Here is a 20,603-nt window from a genome sequence, read left to right as displayed (position 1 = left end):
TGATTAGTGTCATAAAAAAAATCATTCTGTACTAATAATATTTATAACTCAATAAAAAGACCTTTAAAAGAATAATTCAACAATTAACATAAAATCAAATTTTTAAAAGAGATATTAACGTAATTTAAGTAGTAATTTAGCACAAATAACCTAAATAACCTAAAATGAAAAAATTACTATTTATTCTAACCTTATTGTTTTCAATCGGTTTAGCAGCGCAGGAAATTAAAATATCAGGCGTTGTAACCGATGAATCTAATGCAACTCTACCTGGAGTGACAGTTGTTCTCAAGGGAACTAAAAAAGGAACCACATCAGACATTGATGGAAAATTCACAATCACCGCCAATCTGGGAGATGTTCTACAATTCTCCTATGTGGGATTAGAAACAAAATCTATTACTGTAAAAGGATCAGTGATCAATGTAACATTAACAGGAAGTGGCGAAGCGCTTCAAGATGTAGTGGTAATAGGATCTCGCAACCCCACACGAACAGTGACTGAATCTGCAGTGCCTATTGATGTAATTTCTATGAAAGAAATCGCTTCACAAGGACCACAGGTAAATCTAAATCAAATCTTGAACATGGTTGCGCCTTCATTTACATCAAATACTACAACTGTGGCAGATGGAACTGATCATATAGATCCAGCACAATTAAGAGGTTTAGGACCTGATCAAGTTCTAGTATTGGTCAACGGAAAAAGAAGACACACCTCCGCATTAGTAAATATAAACGGTTCTCCTGGACGTGGATCTGTAGGAACAGATTTAAATGCTATTCCAGCATTTGCAATAGAAAAAATCGAAGTTTTAAGAGATGGAGCTTCCGCACAATATGGATCTGACGCTATTGCTGGCGTAATAAACATTAATGTGAAGAAGAATACCAATAAATTAGATGTTAATCTTTTTTCTGGAGGAAATTTTTCTAAAGGCGCAAATGACCATTCAGGTGGAGTTGATGGAGCAAGTTATCAATTAGACCTAAACTACGGAACTGGTCTTGGTAAAGAAAAAAGTTTCATTAATGCTACTGCAAGTTTCCAACTTAGAGATGCGACTAGCAGAGCAAAAGATGTAACCGGAACTTTATTCAATGCGTACAATGCAGTAGAAGGTAGAGCCGCAGCTGGAGGTACAAATATTAATGCTTTATTTGGAAACATTAATAATATTTCTCCTTTAGCATCTACTCAATTACTTGCTGCGATAAAAACCTATTCACCATTTACAGGTGCACAACAAACTGCAATTCTTGGCGCTACAACAATTCCACAAATGCAAACTGCTTTAAATTTTGATGCAACTGCAAGTGAATTAGCTTATAGAGGATTAGAAAGAAAAGATTTTAATATGCGCGTAGGACAATCTTCTTTGAAAAGCGCTCAATTCTTTTTGAATGCTGCTTATCCTATAAATGACAAACTTGAAGCGTACGCTTTTGGTGGAACAAGCTATAGAGATGGTGAAGCTGCAGGTTTTTATAGAAGACCAAATCAATCAAGAGGTTATTCAGGATTATATCCAAATGGTTTTTTACCGGAAATTCATACTACAATTAATGATGTTTCCATTGCTGCAGGTCTTAGAGGGTTGCTTTTTGAAAATTGGAATTTTGATTTAAGCAATACTTTTGGTAGAAATGCTTTAGATTATTCTATTGAAAACACTGTCAATTCATCAATGAGAGAAAATTCTCCTACTAAATTTGATGCTGGTGGATTGGCTTTCGCCCAAAACACACTGAATTTTGATATTAATAGAAAATTTGATAAGTTAAATGTAGCTTTTGGAGCAGAGTACCGTCATGAAAATTTCTCAATTAGTCAAGGCGTACCAGATTCTTATTTTCAATATGATATAAATGGATCTCCAGTAACAGGAACAACTCCAAATAATATTAAAGTTACGGACTTTTACGATGGTGTTCTCGGTGGATACGCTGGTGCAATATACGGAAGTGCTTCAACCCCTTATAACGGACAAAGACCAGGAGGCGCTCAGGTTTTTCCAGGATTTAGACCATCGAATGCGATTGATAAAGGGCGTAATAGTTACGCTTTATATACTGATTTAGAATTAGATATCACTGATAAATGGTTAGTGAACGGAGCACTTCGTTTCGAGAATTATTCTGATTTTGGAAATACTACTAATTTCAAAGTTGCCACTCGTTATAAATTAACAGATAATGTTAATTTGCGTGGCGCAATTTCAACAGGATTTAGAGCACCATCATTACACCAAATTTACTTTAATTCAACAGCTACCCAATTCGTAGGTGGTGTACCATTTGAAGTAGGAACTTTTAGTAATAACTCTCAACCTGCGCAAGCATTAGGAATCCCAAAATTGAAGCAAGAAGAGTCAAAAAGTGCTAGTATAGGTTTTACTGCTAAGATTCCTACAGCTAATCTAACTTTAACTGCTGACGCTTATATTGTAAAAATAGATGATAGAGTAGTTCTTACTGATCAGTTCGCTCGACCATCAGGAACATTTGCTGCTGGAACTCCTCAAAGAGATCTTCAACTTCAATTTGATGCTGCAGGAGCTACCGCAGCTACATTCTTTGCAAATGCAATTAACACAGAGTCTAAAGGAATTGATATTGTAATTAGCCATAAAACAAGTTTTGGAAATAATGTGTCTGTGAAAACAGATTTATCAGGAACTTTTTCTGAAACATATAGAGTAGGCAACATCAAAGGTTCTCCTACTTTAGTGGCTAATGGTCAAGTAAATAGATATTATTCTGAGGCTAGTAGAGTGTATTTACAAGAAGCAATTCCTAGAGTAAAAGCTAATTTAACAAACTCTCTTTCTTATAAAAAATTCGATTTCTTCTTGAGAAATGTTTATTTCGGAAAAGTAACAGATCCAAATACAGCTGATGCAAATGGAGACGGAAGAGTTGAAGGTGCTATTGTAAACGGTCAAGTGGTTGAAGTAGAACACCCAATATGGGGGGCTAAGATAATTACTGATTTGTCTATAGGTTTCAAAATCACTGAGGCTGCTAAAATTGTTATTGGAGCAAATAATATTTTTGATATTTACCCAGACGAAAATTTAGGACCTCAATCAGCAATCAGACCATCATTAGCAGGTGGTGCCGTTGCTTACACTGCTGCACCTTCAACAATTGATTTATCAAATGCTAATCAATTTGTATATTCTAGAAACACTTCTCAATTTGGAATGAACGGAAGATTCCTTTTTGCAAGATTAAGCTTTAGTTTTTAAGAGCAACTTTTACATTTTAAAAATCATCATGTTAAGCATGGTGATTTTTTTTTGGCTTAAACTTAAGTATATAAATAATACAAACTTTGTACCTTTGCTATTCTTAAATTTTCCCTATAATTAAATGAATTTTCAAGTAGTATCCGATTATCAGCCTAAGGGCGACCAACCTCAAGCGATTGAAAAATTAGCTCAAGGAATTATTGATGGTGATCCTTTCCAAACGCTTTTAGGAGTTACAGGTTCAGGTAAAACTTTCACTGTAGCCAATGTGATTCAGGAAGTACAGCGACCTACTTTAGTATTAGCACATAACAAAACATTAGCAGCACAATTATACTCTGAATTCAAACAGTTTTTTCCAAATAACGCTGTAGAATACTTTGTATCTTACTACGATTATTACCAACCCGAAGCTTTTATGCCAGTAACCGGAGTTTTCATTGAAAAAGATCTATCTATCAATGAAGAACTAGAAAAAATGCGAATGTCAACAACAGCATCGTTACTCTCTGGAAGGAGAGATATTTTAGTTGTCGCATCAGTTTCTTGTTTATACGGTATTGGGAATCCAATCGAATTTCAGAAGAATTTAATTCCAATAGAAAAAGGGCAAATTATTTCCCGAACAAAATTATTACATCAACTCGTTCAAAGTTTGTATTCAAGGACAGAAGCTGATTTTACGCCGGGAAACTTCAGAATTAAAGGAGACACAATTGATGTATATCCAAGTTATGCAGATGAAGCATATCGAATTCATTTTTTTGGTGACGAAATTGAGGAAATTGAAAGCTTTGACACTAAAGATTCTAAAGTTTTAGAGAAATTTGAAAGATTGACGATCTATCCAGCTAATATGTTTGTGACTTCACCAGATGTATTACAAGCTGCAATATGGGAAATTCAACAAGATTTAGTAAAACAAGTTGATTATTTTAAGGAGATAGGAAAACATTTAGAAGCAAAAAGACTAGAGGAGAGAACAAATTTCGATTTAGAAATGATTCGGGAATTAGGGTATTGCTCTGGAATTGAAAACTATTCGCGATATCTCGACGGACGTTTACCAGGCACAAGGCCGTTCTGCTTATTAGATTACTTTCCTAAAGATTATTTAATGGTGGTCGATGAAAGTCATGTTACACTATCGCAAGTGAGCGCCATGTATGGAGGAGATAGAAGTAGAAAAGAAAATTTAGTTGAATATGGCTTTCGACTTCCAGCAGCAATGGACAATCGTCCCTTGAAATTTGAGGAATTTGAAGCTATGCAGAATCAAGTTATCTACGTTTCAGCTACTCCTGCAGATTATGAATTGGCTAAAACCGAGGGAGTAGTTGTTGAACAGGTAATTCGTCCTACTGGACTACTGGATCCGATTATCGAAATTCGTCCTAGTTTAAATCAAATTGATGATTTAATTGAAGAAATTCAAGTTCGAGCCGAAATAGACGAGCGCGTTTTGGTTACCACGCTTACAAAAAGAATGGCTGAAGAGCTAGCTAAATATTTGACCAAAGTAAATATCCGTTGCCGCTATATTCATTCTGAAATAGATACTTTAGAACGTATCGAGATCATGCAGGATTTAAGAAAAGGAATTTTTGATGTATTAATAGGAGTTAATTTACTTCGCGAAGGATTAGATTTACCCGAAGTTTCACTCGTTGCTATTTTAGATGCTGACAAGGAAGGATTTTTAAGAAGTCATCGCTCGCTAACGCAGACAATTGGCAGAGCAGCTAGAAATTTAAATGGTAAGGCAATAATGTATGCCGATAAAATTACAAATAGCATGCAAAAAACGATAGATGAAACTACTTATCGAAGAACGAAACAAATTAATTACAATACGGACAACAATGTAATTCCTATGGCACTTAATAAAAAAATCGAAAGTGCTTTTACTAAAAATACACTGGTTGATTATGAATTAGGACTTACAATTGATAACGCAGCAGAATCCGTAACGGCTTATTTACCAAAAGCAGACATTGAAAAGTTAATTAGAGAAAAACGAAAATCAATGGAGAAAGCAGCTAAAGAATTAGATTTTTTACAAGCGGCAAAATTACGTGATGATATTAAACGACTGCAAGGTCAGCTGAGTTGAAATTTTATTTTGCTTATTCAATCACATGTCAAAGCACTATCATCTTAGCGATAAGTCCTGTAATACATTTTACACAAATCAATTAATTATAAGATGTAAAATTATCTTTATATCATGCTAAGTAAATGCCTGATTGACACCAAATAATTAAGTAATGTAACTGAAATATGATTTCATATCTCTCTCTTTACTTCTTAAAACTCAACTTTTATCTTATAACTAAATAGTCAACTAATAAAAAGCAGTTAGCAAATATCTTTCGGTAGTTTTCATAAAGCACTTATGTTAAAGTTACTGCATAAAAAAGGCTGTCTTTTGGGGAGAAGACAGCCTTTTTTTTAAAAAAAATCAACTTATATTTTAGCAAAAATATTTGTAAAGTACTTTCTACCATTAGTAGGACTGGTTTTAATTGCCAAACCAAAATGAGTAAAATTACCTTCTATATTCTCTTTGTGACCTGGACTTGCTAGCCAAGCATTTACGACCGATTCAGGAGTATTATAATTATAAGCAATGTTTTCACTTACCGTTTTTGCACCTAAAGTTTTCATTATATTAGCTGAACGAGCTACAAAATCATTATGATTAACAACATTATTGGTAATCATATAATTATCATGCTCTTCTGATTTGTATGACATATGATTGATTTTCTCCAGAGGAGTTAAACCTATACTAACCCTATGAGCGTTTATTAAATTCATAGTTTCTAATTCAAGAGAACTGTATGAATATGAAACGATCTTTTCTGACGCCGCATCAACCATACTAGTTTCTACACTATCAGACGAACAAGATGAAATACTGTAAATCATGCTAACTAGCAAGAAAGTACGAAAGGATAGTAGTTTCATATTTTAGTGGTTAAGTTTAAAGTAGTTTTTGGGACAAAAAACTTTAATGTTGATTATTGCGTTTGTTTCTTAATCAAACATACCAAAATAATCGTTTAACAACCAAATAAAATCGATCAACTACATCATAAAAAAATTTATATCTGTATTTATCTTACATTATGGTGACAGTCTATCAGTTTTCCAATCGAACTCATTTTTACTTGTGTAACGAATCCTATCATGAAGTCTGTTTGGTCTACCTTGCCAAAATTCTACTTCTATAGGTTTAACTAAAAATCCACCCCAATGAGTAGGTCGAGGAATTACTATTCCCTCATAATTCATTTCTAATTGCTTTAAATTTTCTTCTAAAAATTCACGCGAAGGAATCACTTCACTTTGATTAGAAACTATGGCACCCAACTTACTTCCGTCTGGTCTACTTTCAAAATAGTTATCTGAAATTATTGTAGCAGTTTTAGTAGCAACACCTTTTATAATTACTTGCCTTTCGAGCGCATGCCAAAAAAAAGATAAACATACGTTAGGATTTTCTATAATTGCTTTTCCCTTTTCGGAGTTATAATTGGTATAAAAAATAAAACCTTCTTCACTAAATTTTTTGAGGAGTACTACTCGTCCTCTAGGAAAACCATCTGAACCTATAGTAGAGACAGTCATTGCATTTACCTCACTATCGCCACCAAATTCTTCAACCTCATGGAACCATCGATTAAATAAATTTATGGGATCCTCTGGTATATTTGATTCTAACAATTCATTTTTATCATAGGATTTTCTATAATTGCTTAAGTCATTCATATCTTTCATTTCAAATTAATATTATAGCATTTTCGATAACTTACTTCTTTTTTTTAAATGGATATTGTATTCTAAAACTCAAAATTTTTCCCGTCATCAGCTAACAAGACATCTTTAAAAATAGTTTTAGCCTCCTCTCTAAATTTTTCAATACTTTCATACCTTGTCGAGTAATGACCTAAAATTAATTGCTTAACGCTAGCTAAAGCAGCTATCGTTGCCGCTTCTTTAGCAGTCGAGTGAAGTGTTTTTTTTGCTAAGGTTTCTTCTGTTTGTAAAAAAGTAGATTCATGGTATAAAATATCTACATTTTTTATAATGGGAACTATCGATTCGTTATAAACTGTATCTGAACAAAACGCATAACTCATTGCTGGTAGCGGATCAAACGATAATACTTCATTGTTAATTATTGTTCCATCGTCTTGTGTAATATCACTGCCATTTTTAATTTTTTGAAAATAACATTTATCAATTTCAAAATTTTGAACTGCATTTAAATTAAGTTTTCGCGCTCCTATCTTTTCTTGAAACAAAAACCCATTTGTATAAACTCGATGCTTTAATGGGATAGTTTTCACAATAACCTTATCATCTTCGTAGATGGTTTCACTTTCTCTTGACTCGAGTTCATGAAAAAACAAACCGTAGTTTGTCCAAGAGTTTGATAATTTAAGCTGTAACATGATAATTTCTTTGATCCCCTTTGGACCATAAATATGCAAATCGCTAGCCCTATTCAACAAAGTAAAAGTAGAAACGAGACCAACTAATCCAAAGAAATGGTCTCCGTGTAAGTGTGAAATAAAAATATGATTGATTTTAGAAAATCGAATTTTATTTTTTCGTAATTGAACTTGAGTACCTTCTCCACAATCTATTAAAAAAAGGCGATTTTTAATTTCTAAAACTTGTGAAGTAGGATTAGTAAATGTTCGAGGTGTAGCCGCGTAGCAACCTAATATTGTTAATTTCAATTTTTTTGTAGTTTCAGTTTGGGATTCATAATAAAAAAGTAAAACACAAGAAAATTTATTAGAAACCTAAATCTCTTTCTATCTCCTCCATTTCGATAATATCTCGAGCCTCTAAAAGTGATGGAACAACCGTCAATTTTGCCGGTATAGCATTGTAATCGACGCCAGAAACTACAATCACAAATGATTTCTTAGTCTTTTTATGTTGCTTTGAGAGAGGTAAAAATTCCTTAACATGGCTCAACGATAATTCATTATGCTGCTGTAAATCGATAATAATATTATAATTTTCAAAGGTTTTAAATTGATGCGTTACTTTCATTAAAAAACCAGTGAAATCACCCTGCGTATCTTTGATAGTAATTGTATGGGATTTTTGATCTACTTTCATTTTGCTTCGTTTCAGAATCCGTTAGCACGGAGGTTAGTTGCTTAGATAGCTAATTTACGCAAATATCAACTACTTTATTGAATTTTAGAGGCTAAAAGATAAATTACCGCCATTCTAATTGCAACTCCATTTTCCACTTGATTTAAAATTACTGATTGGCTAGAATCAGCAACTTCACTAGTAATTTCAACTCCACGATTGATGGGTCCCGGATGCATGATCACAATTTCCTTATTCAAGGAATCTAAAAGTACTTTATCAAGACCATATTGCTGTGCGTATTCTCGCGTTGATGGAAAACAATTTACATCCATACGCTCATTTTGAACACGCAACATATTTGCAACATCGCACCATTCGAGTGCTTTTCTTAAATTAGGTTCAACCCTCACTCCTAGTGACTCTATGTGTCTTGGAATTAGTGTCTTTGGACCACATACTTTTACATCGGCACCCTGCATTTGCAAAGCATAAATATTAGATAATGCAACTCGAGAATGCAAAACATCACCAACAATAACTACTTTTTTTCCAGCTACTTCGCCTAACTTTTCCCTTATTGAATAGCTATCTAATAGAGCTTGTGTAGGATGTTCATGAGCTCCATCACCAGCATTTACAATACTTGCTTTCACATTTTTTGATAAAAAATAAGCTGCGCCAGGATTGGAATGGCGCATTACAACCATATCTACTTTCATAGATAATATATTGTTAACAGTATCAATAAGTGTTTCTCCTTTTTTAACAGAAGATTGAGCTGCTGAAAAACTAATAACATCAGCTGACAAGCGTTTTTGGGCTAATTCAAAAGAGAGTTTTGTTCTTGTACTATTTTCAAAGAAAACATTGGCAATTGTAATGTCTCGTAATGAAGGTACTTTTTTAATGGGTCTATTTATTACCTCTTTAAAATGATCGGCTGTTTCAAAAATTAGGTCAATATCATTTTTATTGATGTATTTAATTCCTAATAGATGATTTACGCTTAATTCTTTCATTTTTTTACGGTTATTAGTTTTTAATAGTTAGTCTTAATAATTTCTAACTTGTAATTAAATAAACTCCATCTTCATCATCGTTTTCTTTCCAACTTACTTTTACTTTTTCGCCATTAATTGCATCAACTTGTCTTCCTCTATAATCAGGTTGTATAGGCAAATTACGACTGAAACGTCTATCTATTAAAACTAATAGCTCAATTTCAGACGGTCGTCCAAAAGATTGTATTGCGGTCAAAGCTGATCTAATACTTCGTCCGGTAAAAAGCACATCATCTATAAAGATCACTTTTTTATTTTCGACAATAAAATTAATTTTAGTTTTATTAGCTTCTAATGGTTTATCTGTCCTACGAAAGTCATCTCTAAAGAAAGTGATATCAAGATAACCCAGTTTAATTTCTGGAGTACAATATTTATTCTCCAATATTTCTTTTAATCGCTCTGCCAAAAAAACGCCACGTGGTTGAATTCCAACTAAAATAGTATCTGAAAAATCAAAATGTTTTTCAATTAATTGACAAGCCAAACGATGTAAAATAATAGTAACTTCTTTAGCAGTAAGTAATACTTTTTGACTCATAATGGTTTGAATTCTTTAATTGTACAAATATACTAATTCCATTTAATGATTTAAAAATTTATTAGTCAGAATACAAATCATATTATCTTGCTCAGTCACAGAGAATTTTCCTTAGAGAAAACAAGACAAATAAAAAATATAAAAAGTAAATTTTACCATTTTATAATAACTTTCGATTTACTTAAAGTATAACACTTCCCATTAATTTATGCAGATATAGTGTTCCGATAGCACTTACTAAAATTCCATAATCTTTTAAAATAATTATGTAATGCTATTTTTATACTCCGTTTATAAATTTACACTTCAACCTTAACTAATTTATCATGCAAAAACAAATGACACGTTTAATGATGCTTTTTATAGTATTAATATCATTTTCAAGCTGTTCAGTAATCGAAGGAATTTTTAAAGCCGGCGTTGGAGTTGGTATATTTGTAGTAGTTGCTGTCATAGCAATAATTATCTTTATCATCAGTAAAATCTTTGGCGGTAAATAAAAAGCGAAGAATAAGTTCAATGCGTCTATAAAAACAAAAAAAAGAGCACTTTATCATGCTCTTTTTTTTTATATAAATACTCTATCGTAAATCTACTTTACCAGACTTTACATACTGTTATATTAATTAACGAGAAACAAAGCATTACTGAAAAGTAGATTGCCATTTTCCCAAAAACCTCTAAATAAGGGATTATCTACCATGTAAATAACACATCCTTTTCCTTTCGAGTCAACTGCAAAACTTACCGTATTTTTTAATTTCTTTTTAATTTCATGTCCTATAAAACCGTAGCTTTTATAGTCTTTAGGAATATATGCAACATTGATTGCATCTTTCAAAAGTGAAAAGTAAGTGCCGTCCGTTTTCAAGCTATAATAAATATCACCTAAACCAAATGATAAAGGATGACTTTTATTCAATTGATTTTCTATTATTGCTCCAGGAATTGATTTAGAAATCTCTCTTCGTTCTGCATTTTGAAAATCTAAAAACCGTTCCTTTAATACTTCTAGATCTGACTCTTTTTCAGCGGCTGTTTTATCATCATCGGTAGCGTACACCTTAAGTGCGTAACCATCTTTTCCTTCAAAAAGAGAAAGTGCTCCGTTCATTGCAATTACTTTTCCACCATTTTTAATCCAATCTTCCATTTTCTTTTGTTGATCATCAGAGAGATCATAATCTCCATCAGCTAATATAATTGTGTTAAAATCCGAGAGATTTATCCTTTTTAGATTATTTATTTCAACAACACTCACAGGATAATCAACTGTTTCCTGAAGATAAAACCAAGTAGCGCCAAACTCAGTCGAGCTTATCCCCCTTCCAGACAATAATAGAACTTTTGGAGCCTTCAATAAATTAAAGTTTTCCCCACCTGCATCTCTGGCATTTGATGAAAAACCACTTGTTATGTAATTATAATCATCTTTGACTTTAATAAGTTTTGAAATTGTTTTTTCAAAATCCACCACTTTAGGATTATCAGCTTTACTTACAAGCAATCCACCTGCTTCTATTATTACATCGCCAAAAACAGCTTTCTTCATGGCTGAACGCACTTTTATATTATTTTGGTGAAGTAGTGATAAAACTTGTGCAGAAATTCTATTATTCCAAGGAATATGAAAAGCATATACATTTTGTGGGACAACTTTTTCTTTTATTTCAATTGCTACTTTTGTTTTAAAATCCAAACTGTTTTTTACGGCATAGCCTTCAATACCGTACGCTAAAGGTAATGCCCACGCGGTAATATCGTAAGATAAACTATCATTCAACTTTTGATTAGGTTCAAAAAGAACTTGAGCAAAAACAGCTTTAGGCTGATCTACTTTTACAATTAAATCATTAGTCTCAATTGTAAAACCTTTTTCTGATTTTGTGCTGTAATTGAATCCAGAGGCTTTTACATTCGCATCAGCATAACTGAAATCGATATTATTCTTTTTAAGTAATTCAGCTAATTGTACCAATTTGGGATTGTTTTTCATGACATACATCTTGTAATATCCTTTCACTGTTTTGCGAGAATTGTTCATGAAACCTCGAAATCCTTTCAATAAAACATCTGCTTGTGCTGCTGCTGATTCCACGACCGTAAGTACAGCAGCGGCATGATGCGTATAGCGATCTTTGATGGACAAAGTAGTTCCATTACTCATCATAACTTCCCTACCCGCTCCTATACCTCCTTGCTCTAATGTCATTCCTACTGCTCCGTTGTAAGCCGGGTATGTATCACCATAACTTGGATAAAACAAATCAAAGCGTTCGCTCGTATTGTATAACCAATTATTACTATCAAATTTCTTGGACATGTTCTTTCCTAAAACATCATGAAAATCTCTTTGATACTTTTCTATATATTCATGAATAGGTTCAGCAGATGGTGGAAAAAAATATGGTGAATCAAAGCCTTGTTCGTGCACATCAGTGTGTACTTGTGGCATCCATTTATTATACAAAGCGATACGTTGTTGACTTTCTGGTTGTGTTTGCCAAGCCCAATCTCTATTTAAATCAAAAAGATAATGATTGTATCTGCCGCCAGGCCAGTCTTCCATGTGTTCTCGATCAGAAAGTTCAGGATGATTTTTTTTACCTGAAATTTCTCTTAACCAATTACCATATCTTGAATATCCGTCAGGATTGATACACGGATCTAAAATAACGATGGTGTTTTCTAGCCATTTTTTAGTTTCGATATTTGTTGGATTAATAAGCTCATACGCAACTGTCATAGCACTTTCAGTTCCAGCAAATTCATTTCCATGAACATTAAAACTCAACCAGACAATTAGCTTGTCGCCAATCATTTGGTTTTTACTATTTGACAATCCTATTGCAGCTAGGTTATTGTTTCGAATTTGTTCGAGATTAGCCAAATTTTCAGGACTTGAAATAAAAAATACATTCAAATCTCTGAGCTCCGGTGTTAAACCATACTTTTGCTGTTTTATGAGATTTGACTTGTCAGTTAGATACTTAAAATAATCTTCTACCTGATGATAATGGGTTATTTGCTTGCCATATGCAGGTAAAAATTCTGTAGGACTCTGTAGTTGTGCGCTAATGTTACTTACAAAAGCAAGCATTAAACAGAAACTTAAAATGGTTTTCTTCATAGTGATTAAAGTTAAATCTGATCCCAAAAATAGCGTTTTAACAAATAGCGCACAAGCCATCTCCTATAATAATAGTTCATAAAAAAAATAGATTTTCATTCAAATAACCTATACATTACAGATTTGCTTGAAATAAATATGAAAAATTATTAAATAGACAATTATATTCGCTCAATCATTCAGATCCTAAGAACATTCTACTATATTTGCGAATCACAAAATTCATATAACAGATGGAAGAATGTATCTCAGTTTTCGACATGTTAAAAATTGGTGTTGGACCTTCAAGTTCACACACACTTGGACCTTGGAGAGCTGCGGAGCGATTTTTAAGCGAATTAAGAACTCTAAATTTAATTCATAATGTAAATAAAGTGACAATTGATCTTTACGGTTCTCTTTCTTTAACTGGCAAAGGTCACGCTACGGATCTCGCTGTAATGTTAGGATTGAGCGGTCAAGATCCAGAATACATTCCTATAGAAAATATCAATTCAATAGTTAAATCGATTCAATCTAGGAGCGAAATCAATCTAGGAAATGAAAAAATCATCTCATTTCACAGCACGGAAGATATAATATTCAATAAAAATTTTCTTGACTTTCATGCAAACGGATTGACCTTCAAAGCTTTTTTTAATGATGGCAGTAATTATATTTCTACCTTTTATTCGATAGGTGGAGGATTTGTTGTTAAAGAAGAAAGAGTAAATGCTAAAGAAAAAATTCAAATAAAACGTACCTTTCCTTACCCAATAGACAAAGCTGCCGACCTTTTATCATATTGCACCCATGAGAAAAAATCAATTTCAGAGATAGTTCTTGAAAATGAAAAATCAATGCGTACTGAAGCTGAAATTAATCACGAATTATTGAGAATTTGGAGCACAATGTTAGAATGCATGCATATTGGTTGCCATTCTGAAGGAATTCTTCCAGGCGGACTTAATGTGCGTCGAAGGGCATTTGACATGCATCAAAACCTTATCGGTTTAGCTAATTATAATACGCCTCAAACCTGGCTGGAAGAAATTAGAAAAACAGAGGTTAAATTCCGTCAAATTCTAAAATGGGTTGCTTGTTTTGCACTTGCTGTAAACGAGGTTAATGCTGCATTAGGGAGAGTTGTTACAGCGCCAACTAATGGAAGTGCTGGAGTAATACCAGCTGTTTTAATGTATTATTTAGTGATTGAAAATCACAATGCTGGACAAAAAGAAATAAAACAATTTTTATTAGTTGCTGGTGAAATAGGAAGCATTTTCAAAAAAGGTTCCACAATTTCAGCGGCAATGGGTGGTTGTCAAGCAGAAATAGGGGTGTCATCATCGATGGCTGCTGCTGCTTTATGCGAATTAATGGGCGGAACTCCTGAACAAGTTTTAATGGCTGCCGAAATTGCAATGGAACATCATTTAGGGCTAACATGTGACCCAATAGGCGGTCTAGTCCAAATTCCTTGTATCGAACGAAATACAATGGGAGCCATAAAAGCAATAAACGCAGCAGAATTAGCATTAGAAACAGATCCGAAAAATGCAAAAGTTCCACTTGATAAAGTAGTTGATACCATGTGGCAAACAGCGAAAGACATGAATAATAAATATAAAGAAACTTCTGAGGGAGGTTTAGCAATAGCTGTAAATATGGCTGATTGTTAATTGATGATTTTTAATTGATTCTCGATATTTTTAATTCGCTTTTTTGATTGGTATCATTCGTATCTTTTCCCCTAAAAACAATAAAAAATTTTAGAATAACTAAATCGATTGCGGAATTAATTTTTGCACTTACTCCTCTTTGTCACTCCATAAAAAAACAATAAATTAGCCCAATCAATTTATATATAAAATCACAATGAAAAATACTGCGCTAACGCACATACACGAAAGTTTAGGAGCTAAAATGCTTCCATTTGCTGGATACAATATGCCTATTTTATACGAAGGAGTAAATGCAGAACACGAAACTGTACGAAACGCAGTTGGAGTTTTTGATGTTTCTCACATGGGAGAATTCTTAATATCCGGTGTAAATGCTTTGGATTTAATCCAAAAAGTATGCTCTAACGATGCTTCAACTTTGACTGTAGGGAAAGCACAATATTCCTGCTTGCCAAACAATGATGGTGGAATTGTAGATGATCTAATTATCTATAAAATGAAGGAAGAAGAATACCTACTAGTCGTAAATGCTTCAAACATCGATAAAGACTGGAACTGGATATCGTCTCATAATAACATGGGAGCGAACATGAAAAATCTATCAGATGATTATTCGCTTTTGGCAATACAAGGTCCTAAAGCTGTTGAAGCAATGCAATCGCTAACTTCTATTAATTTATCAACTATTCCATATTATCACTTTGAAGTAGCTGATTTTGCAGGAATTGAAAATGTGATAATTTCAGCAACAGGCTATACAGGCTCAGGCGGTTTCGAAATTTATTGTAAAAATAATCAAGTGGAACACATCTGGCATAAAGTCTTTGAAGCTGGAGCCAGTTTTGGAATTAAACCAATAGGTCTTGCTGCTCGCGATACATTACGCCTTGAAATGGGTTTTTGTTTATACGGGAATGATATTAATGATTCGACCTCACCACTAGAAGCAGGATTAGGCTGGATTACCAAATTCAATAAAGAATTTACCAATTCACAAAATTTAAAAAATCAAAAAGAAGCTGGAGTTACTAAAAAACTAATTGCATTTGAAATGCAAGAACGTGCAGTGCCAAGACACGATTACGAAATTGTTGATGGATCTGGAAATGTAATAGGAGTTGTGACATCAGGAACCATGTCACCGTCCATAAATAAAGGAATTGGACTTGGATATGTAACTGTTGCAAACAGTGCTATTGATAGCGATATTTTTATCAGAATTCGTAAAAATGACGTTCCTGCTAAAGTTGTTAAAGCACCCTTTTATAAAAAGTAAAAAGTTATCGTCTCTAATTAACAGAGACAAAACAAGTAGACTAAAACACAAACCAGTACTTAACCCTGCGGCTTTGTGTTTTTTTTTTTTAATATGTGGTAGTAGATATAATAAATAATGTATTTTGAAAAAATAAGTAATAAACGTACTTTTGCCACACATAATAACATCATAATAATGGGAAGAGCGTTTGAGTTTAGAAAAGGTAGAAAGATGAAACGTTGGTCAGCAATGGCCAAAGCATTTACCAGAATTGGTAAAGACATTGTAATGGCAGTGAAGGAAGGCGGTCCAAATCCTGAAGCAAACTCAAGATTAAGAGCTGTAATACAAAATTCTAAGGCTGCTAATATGCCAAAAGAAAATGTAGAACGCGCTATTAAAAAAGCAACTGATAAAGATACAGCCAACTATAAAGAAGTTTTATTTGAGGGATATGCACCACACGGAATCGCAATTCTTGTCGAAACAGCCACAGATAACAATAACAGAACTGTTGCTAATGTTAGAAGTTTTTTTAACAAATGTAATGGAACTATGGGTACTCAAGGTTCAGTCGAATTTATGTTTGACCATACCTGCAACTTTAGAATCCCTGCAAACGGAATGGATCCCGAAGAACTAGAATTAGAGTTGATCGATTTTGGAGCAGAGGAAGTTTTTGAAGATGAAGATGGCATTTTAATTTATGCGCCATTCAATAGTTTTGGAACAATCCAAAAAGAATTGGAAACCAGAGGAATTGAAATCCTTTCGTCTGGTTTTGAGAGAATCCCACAAATTACTAAAAAATTAACAGAAGCTGAGGTAGCAGATGTAGAAAAATTAATTGAAAAACTAGAAGAAGATGATGACGTTATGAACGTGTATCACACAATGGAAGAAGAAGCTTCATCTTAAAAGCAGCACCTAAATACTCGACAAAAAAGTCCTTTTTGCTTCCGTAAAAGGGACTTTTTAATTATTATTTTATTAAGCTTACAAAACATCATACGGACAAATGAAGTAGATACTCTTATGCAAAGAAATATTTTTCTATATTGCAAAATAATAGTGGTTACTGAGCAACAAACGCAAGTTAAATATTTTTGTTTTAAATCTGAAAAATGTTGTTTAAAAAAGAATATCGCATCATAATTGTGTAGCCTTTAAGCCATTTATAATGTGATGAATATATTATAAAAGTTCTCAAATTTGAGTTCGATTAATAGGAAAAATATTTATTTGATCACGTATAGCCGTCTAATTAAAGAACTTCGTTCTAATGAACGTTATAAAATATAACAACTATGACAAACAACATTCTAATTGAAAATCAATACAATAGAACTAGTTTATTTGAAAAGGAAAATATTAATTACTTGGTGCGTGTTTTAAAAAGGTTTAATACTGTACCCAAAGTAAATAACATTAATATTATTACCTCTACTACTGAGCCTACTATTTTTAAAATCATTCCGAACAAATCGATTATAATTGGTTCAACATTCTTGAGTCAACCGGTTCTAGCATTAGTTTATTTGAGATATGGTATCGAGTGGCAACTTTGGTATAAAGCATTGAATAACGAGAAAAAAGATATCGTATTATGCGATATTGCTGCACTTGAAGTGACTCGAATATTTTATAAATTATTGCCCAAAGATGACAAAGAAAAACTAGAAAAGCTTGATTACTTTTTAATTAATTTAATTAAAGATGAACCTGACATTAATAAGGAATGGTGTTTAAAACAAGAAGGGATAGAGATTTTTCATGGATTGAATACTTCAAACAAAGAGTGTCAAGAATCTTGGAAACCAATAATTGAAAATCTTGCAAAACCTACAGAATATTTATTGATGGCTGGAGGTGATCTTAGATTGAACATTGATGAAATTGAATTACTAAATAAATATGGTTGCCGACCTTTTCCTAGACCAGATGCATTCACTTTTGCATCATCGACTGCATCAAGCGTTTCTAATTTTGCTTTTGATAAAACAGATAAAGTTAGAAGTATTTTAATTAATAATAGTTTGAAAAGTGGATTCAAAAAAACGACGATCGAGTTTACAGAATTACTAAAAAATAATCTTAGAAAAATATTCAAACTAAATGAGGAGTGTGAAATAATCTTTTCGCCATCAGGCACTGATTCCTCTTTGCAAATTGCAGCGATAACTCAAATTATTTCTGAAAAAGAAATCACCCATATTTTAGTGGCTTCTGACGAAACTGGTAGCGGTGTTGCTTCAGCATTAAAAGGATGTCATTTTGAGAATACAACGGCATTAAATTTCCCAATTAAAAATGGCGATAGGATTGAAGGCTTTCGGGATGTCGATTTGATTAAAATTCCTTTTAGAGATGAAAATGGCGCATTAAAATCTTCTAATCTACTAGACGACGAAGTGTTTAATGCTATTTCTAAAACTAATGAATTAGGTAGGCATGTAGTTTTGCATACAATGGATCAATCAAAATTAGGATACCAATCGCCTAGTGATGGATTTATTGAAAAACTGAATACACTCAAAAAATTATCAATTCAAATCATTGTAGATGGCTCTCAACTTAGATTAGATCCAAAGGATATTCAAAATTATTTAAGCAAAGGATATATTGTTACCATTACAGGAAGTAAATACTTTACTGGACCGCCTTATTCTGGTGCATTAATTTTACCTAAAAATGTAAATAAATTAATTCGTTCTGTAAAAACTACATTGCCTAAAGGTCTAACCCAATATTATAATCATACGGACTGGCCCAAATCTTGGTTTTGTTCAAATGAATTGTCCGAGGGCTATAATTACGGTTCTTATATGCGTTGGAACGCTGCCATAGTAGAAATGGACCGTTATTACAAAACTCCAATTTTATATCGAAATATGGGTATTGAAATGTTTTGTAATTTTATTGAGGATTCCATAAAAGATGCTAATTTTTTAGTCCCGATATATGGTGATGAAACTAAAACCAAGACTTATTACAGCAAAGAATTTGGTATAAGAAATATTCGAACCATTTTCCCCTTTTTTATTCTTAAAGATAATAAGGCCTTATCACTCGATAAGGTAAAAAAACTGTACCTATTACTAAATTCTGACTTGTCAGATTATTTTAAAGACTCTTCGATAGAAATCATCCGACTTGCTGCACAAAAATGTCATATAGGACAAGCTGTTAATGTAAAATATAGTAACGATATTGAAAGTGCTGTTTTAAGAATTAGCTTAGGGGCAAGGGTTATTTCTGAAAGCTGGGTCAACAGAGATATTAGTCTCTTTTTTAGAAATATAGAATTACAAATGAACCAAATTACGATTATTATTAAAAAAATAGAATTAATAATCAGTACTCCTCAATTGTTAAATTAAAAAAAATGTCTGTTATTTCAAAACAAAATAAATAACAATAAAGGTATATCAATTATTATATAAAAACTGCCCCTAAGCAGTTAGACACGATTTTGGGGCAGTTTATAATATAACTTTTTACCGTAAAATAAAATTTATTTTATATACTCAATTTTCTGCGCTTCTTCCTGATTGATACTGTCAAAGAAACCTTGCTCGCTCATCCAGTCATCACTAAAAACTTTACTCATGTATCGGGAACCGTGATCAGGGAAAATCGCAATAACATTACTGTTTTCATCAAATTCGCCTTCTTCTGCATATTGCTTGATAGCTTGAAAAACCGCTCCAGAAGTGTAGCCCACAAACAACCCTTCTTTTTTTGTGATTTCTCTAGCTGCGTGCGCGCTTTCCTCATCAGTCACTTTCATGAATTTATCAATCACATCAAAATCAGTAGCCGCTGGAATTAAATTTTTTCCTAAGCCTTCTATCCTGTATGGATAAATTTCAGCACTATCAAACTCTTTTGTTTCGTGGTATTTTTTTAACACTGAGCCAAAAGCATCAACACCCAAAATTTTAATATTTGGATTTTGCTCCTTCAAGAACTTAGCCGTGCCTGAAATAGTGCCACCAGTTCCGCTACAAGCAACAAGATGTGTTATTTGACCGTTCGTTTGATTCCAAATTTCTGGACCTGTTGATTTATAATGCGCATCAATATTCAACTGATTAAAATATTGATTGATGTATACTGAGCCTTTTGTTTCTTCGTGCAAACGCTTCGCTACATTATAATACGAACGTTCATCAGCAGCAGATACATGCGCTGGACAAACATATACTTTAGCACCTAAGCTGCGAAGCATGTCTATTTTATCCTTAGATGATTTAGAACTGACAGCAAGAATACAGTTATATCCCTTAATTATACTTACCATTGCTAAACTAAAACCAGTATTGCCTGAAGTTGTTTCTATTATAGTATCTCCCGGAGATAAAATACCTTTTTTTTCAGCTTCATCAATTATGTACAGGGCAATTCGATCTTTTGAAGAATGACCCGGATTAAAAGCTTCGACCTTAGCGTAGAAATTACCTTTCAACTCTTCAGTAACTTTATTTAGCTTAATAAGAGGTGTGTTACCTATTAGTTCTAACACATTGTTGTAAGCGTTTATTTCCTTTTTCATAAAAAATAGTTAGGCG

15 protein-coding genes are annotated in these 20,603 nt (G+C 32.9%); 7 read left to right on the top strand and 8 right to left on the bottom strand.

All coding sequences use genetic code 11. The annotated features are described in order from the left end of the window. Positions 1 to 164 precede the first annotated feature (164 nt). Together BUA99_RS08520 and uvrB are read left to right on the top strand one after the other, a co-directional pair. On the top strand, positions 165 to 3,251 hold the full coding sequence (locus BUA99_RS08520; protein ID WP_072990843.1) for a TonB-dependent receptor: 3,087 nt from the start codon (positions 165 to 167) through the stop codon (positions 3,249 to 3,251). A gap of 124 nt (positions 3,252 to 3,375) precedes the next feature. Continuing rightward, positions 3,376 to 5,367: an excinuclease ABC subunit UvrB gene (gene uvrB / locus BUA99_RS08515; protein ID WP_072990841.1), complete on the top strand. Its 1,992-nt coding sequence runs from the start codon at positions 3,376 to 3,378 to the stop codon at positions 5,365 to 5,367. A gap of 353 nt (positions 5,368 to 5,720) precedes the next feature. Here the strand turns inward: uvrB and BUA99_RS08510 are convergent, their stop codons facing one another. From BUA99_RS08510 to pyrR, 6 genes are all read right to left on the bottom strand, one after another. Then, positions 5,721 to 6,224, bottom strand: a complete 504-nt coding sequence (locus BUA99_RS08510) for a CAP domain-containing protein (protein WP_072990840.1) — start codon at positions 6,222 to 6,224, stop codon at positions 5,721 to 5,723. Positions 6,225 to 6,383: 159 nt separating this feature from the next. Further along, on the bottom strand, positions 6,384 to 7,028 hold the full coding sequence (pdxH, locus tag BUA99_RS08505; protein ID WP_072991451.1) for a pyridoxamine 5'-phosphate oxidase: 645 nt from the start codon (positions 7,026 to 7,028) through the stop codon (positions 6,384 to 6,386). Positions 7,029 to 7,099: 71 nt separating this feature from the next. Continuing rightward, the gene (locus BUA99_RS08500) at positions 7,100 to 8,005 is read right to left on the bottom strand and encodes a ribonuclease Z (RefSeq protein ID WP_072990838.1); all 906 of its coding nucleotides are present in this window, start codon (positions 8,003 to 8,005) and stop codon (positions 7,100 to 7,102) included. 58 nt (positions 8,006 to 8,063) lie between these two features. Continuing rightward, a complete protein-coding gene (locus BUA99_RS08495) occupies positions 8,064 to 8,396 on the bottom strand; it encodes a ribonuclease Z (protein ID WP_072990836.1) in 333 nt (110 codons plus the stop codon). Positions 8,397 to 8,470: 74 nt separating this feature from the next. Next, positions 8,471 to 9,397, bottom strand: coding sequence for an aspartate carbamoyltransferase catalytic subunit (locus BUA99_RS08490; RefSeq protein ID WP_072990835.1), 927 nt, complete (start codon positions 9,395 to 9,397; stop codon positions 8,471 to 8,473). Positions 9,398 to 9,440: 43 nt separating this feature from the next. Continuing rightward, complete coding sequence (gene pyrR / locus BUA99_RS08485) at positions 9,441 to 9,980, bottom strand: bifunctional pyr operon transcriptional regulator/uracil phosphoribosyltransferase PyrR (RefSeq protein WP_072990833.1); 540 nt, start codon at positions 9,978 to 9,980, stop codon at positions 9,441 to 9,443. Between the two features lie 338 nt (positions 9,981 to 10,318). Here pyrR and BUA99_RS15250 point away from each other — a divergent pair, with 338 nt between their 5' ends. Continuing rightward, positions 10,319 to 10,480 carry a hypothetical protein gene (locus tag BUA99_RS15250; RefSeq protein WP_200778660.1) on the top strand — a complete coding sequence of 54 codons (162 nt, stop codon included), beginning with the start codon at positions 10,319 to 10,321 and terminating at the stop codon, positions 10,478 to 10,480. 122 nt (positions 10,481 to 10,602) lie between these two features. Here BUA99_RS15250 and BUA99_RS08480 read toward each other — a convergent pair whose 3' ends face one another. Further along, on the bottom strand, positions 10,603 to 13,110 hold the full coding sequence (locus BUA99_RS08480; protein WP_072991449.1) for a M14 family zinc carboxypeptidase: 2,508 nt from the start codon (positions 13,108 to 13,110) through the stop codon (positions 10,603 to 10,605). Positions 13,111 to 13,343: 233 nt separating this feature from the next. Between BUA99_RS08480 and BUA99_RS08475 the strand changes: the two genes are divergently transcribed. The 4 genes from BUA99_RS08475 (at position 13,344) to BUA99_RS08460 (ending at position 19,412) form a co-directional block, all read left to right on the top strand. Continuing rightward, positions 13,344 to 14,771 carry an L-serine ammonia-lyase gene (locus tag BUA99_RS08475; protein WP_072990831.1) on the top strand — a complete coding sequence of 476 codons (1,428 nt, stop codon included), beginning with the start codon at positions 13,344 to 13,346 and terminating at the stop codon, positions 14,769 to 14,771. A 196-nt stretch (positions 14,772 to 14,967) separates the two neighbouring features. Continuing rightward, on the top strand, positions 14,968 to 16,050 hold the full coding sequence (gene gcvT / locus BUA99_RS08470) for a glycine cleavage system aminomethyltransferase GcvT (protein WP_072990830.1): 1,083 nt from the start codon (positions 14,968 to 14,970) through the stop codon (positions 16,048 to 16,050). 177 nt (positions 16,051 to 16,227) lie between these two features. Further along, positions 16,228 to 16,950: a YebC/PmpR family DNA-binding transcriptional regulator gene (locus tag BUA99_RS08465; protein ID WP_072990827.1), complete on the top strand. Its 723-nt coding sequence runs from the start codon at positions 16,228 to 16,230 to the stop codon at positions 16,948 to 16,950. A gap of 389 nt (positions 16,951 to 17,339) precedes the next feature. Beyond that, positions 17,340 to 19,412 (top strand): hypothetical protein, encoded by a 2,073-nt coding sequence (locus BUA99_RS08460; RefSeq protein ID WP_072990824.1) that lies wholly within the window; start codon positions 17,340 to 17,342, stop codon positions 19,410 to 19,412. Between the two features lie 134 nt (positions 19,413 to 19,546). On the opposite strand, the gene BUA99_RS08455 is transcribed toward BUA99_RS08460, so the two are convergent. Next, the gene (locus tag BUA99_RS08455; RefSeq protein ID WP_072990821.1) at positions 19,547 to 20,587 is read right to left on the bottom strand and encodes a cysteate synthase; all 1,041 of its coding nucleotides are present in this window, start codon (positions 20,585 to 20,587) and stop codon (positions 19,547 to 19,549) included. Positions 20,588 to 20,603 lie beyond the last annotated feature (16 nt).

The sequence above is a fragment of the Flavobacterium segetis genome (genome assembly GCF_900129575.1).
GTDB lineage: Bacteria > Bacteroidota > Bacteroidia > Flavobacteriales > Flavobacteriaceae > Flavobacterium > Flavobacterium segetis.
Note: the sequence above shows the minus strand (reverse complement) of the source record. Positions and strands in the feature narration are given on the sequence as shown.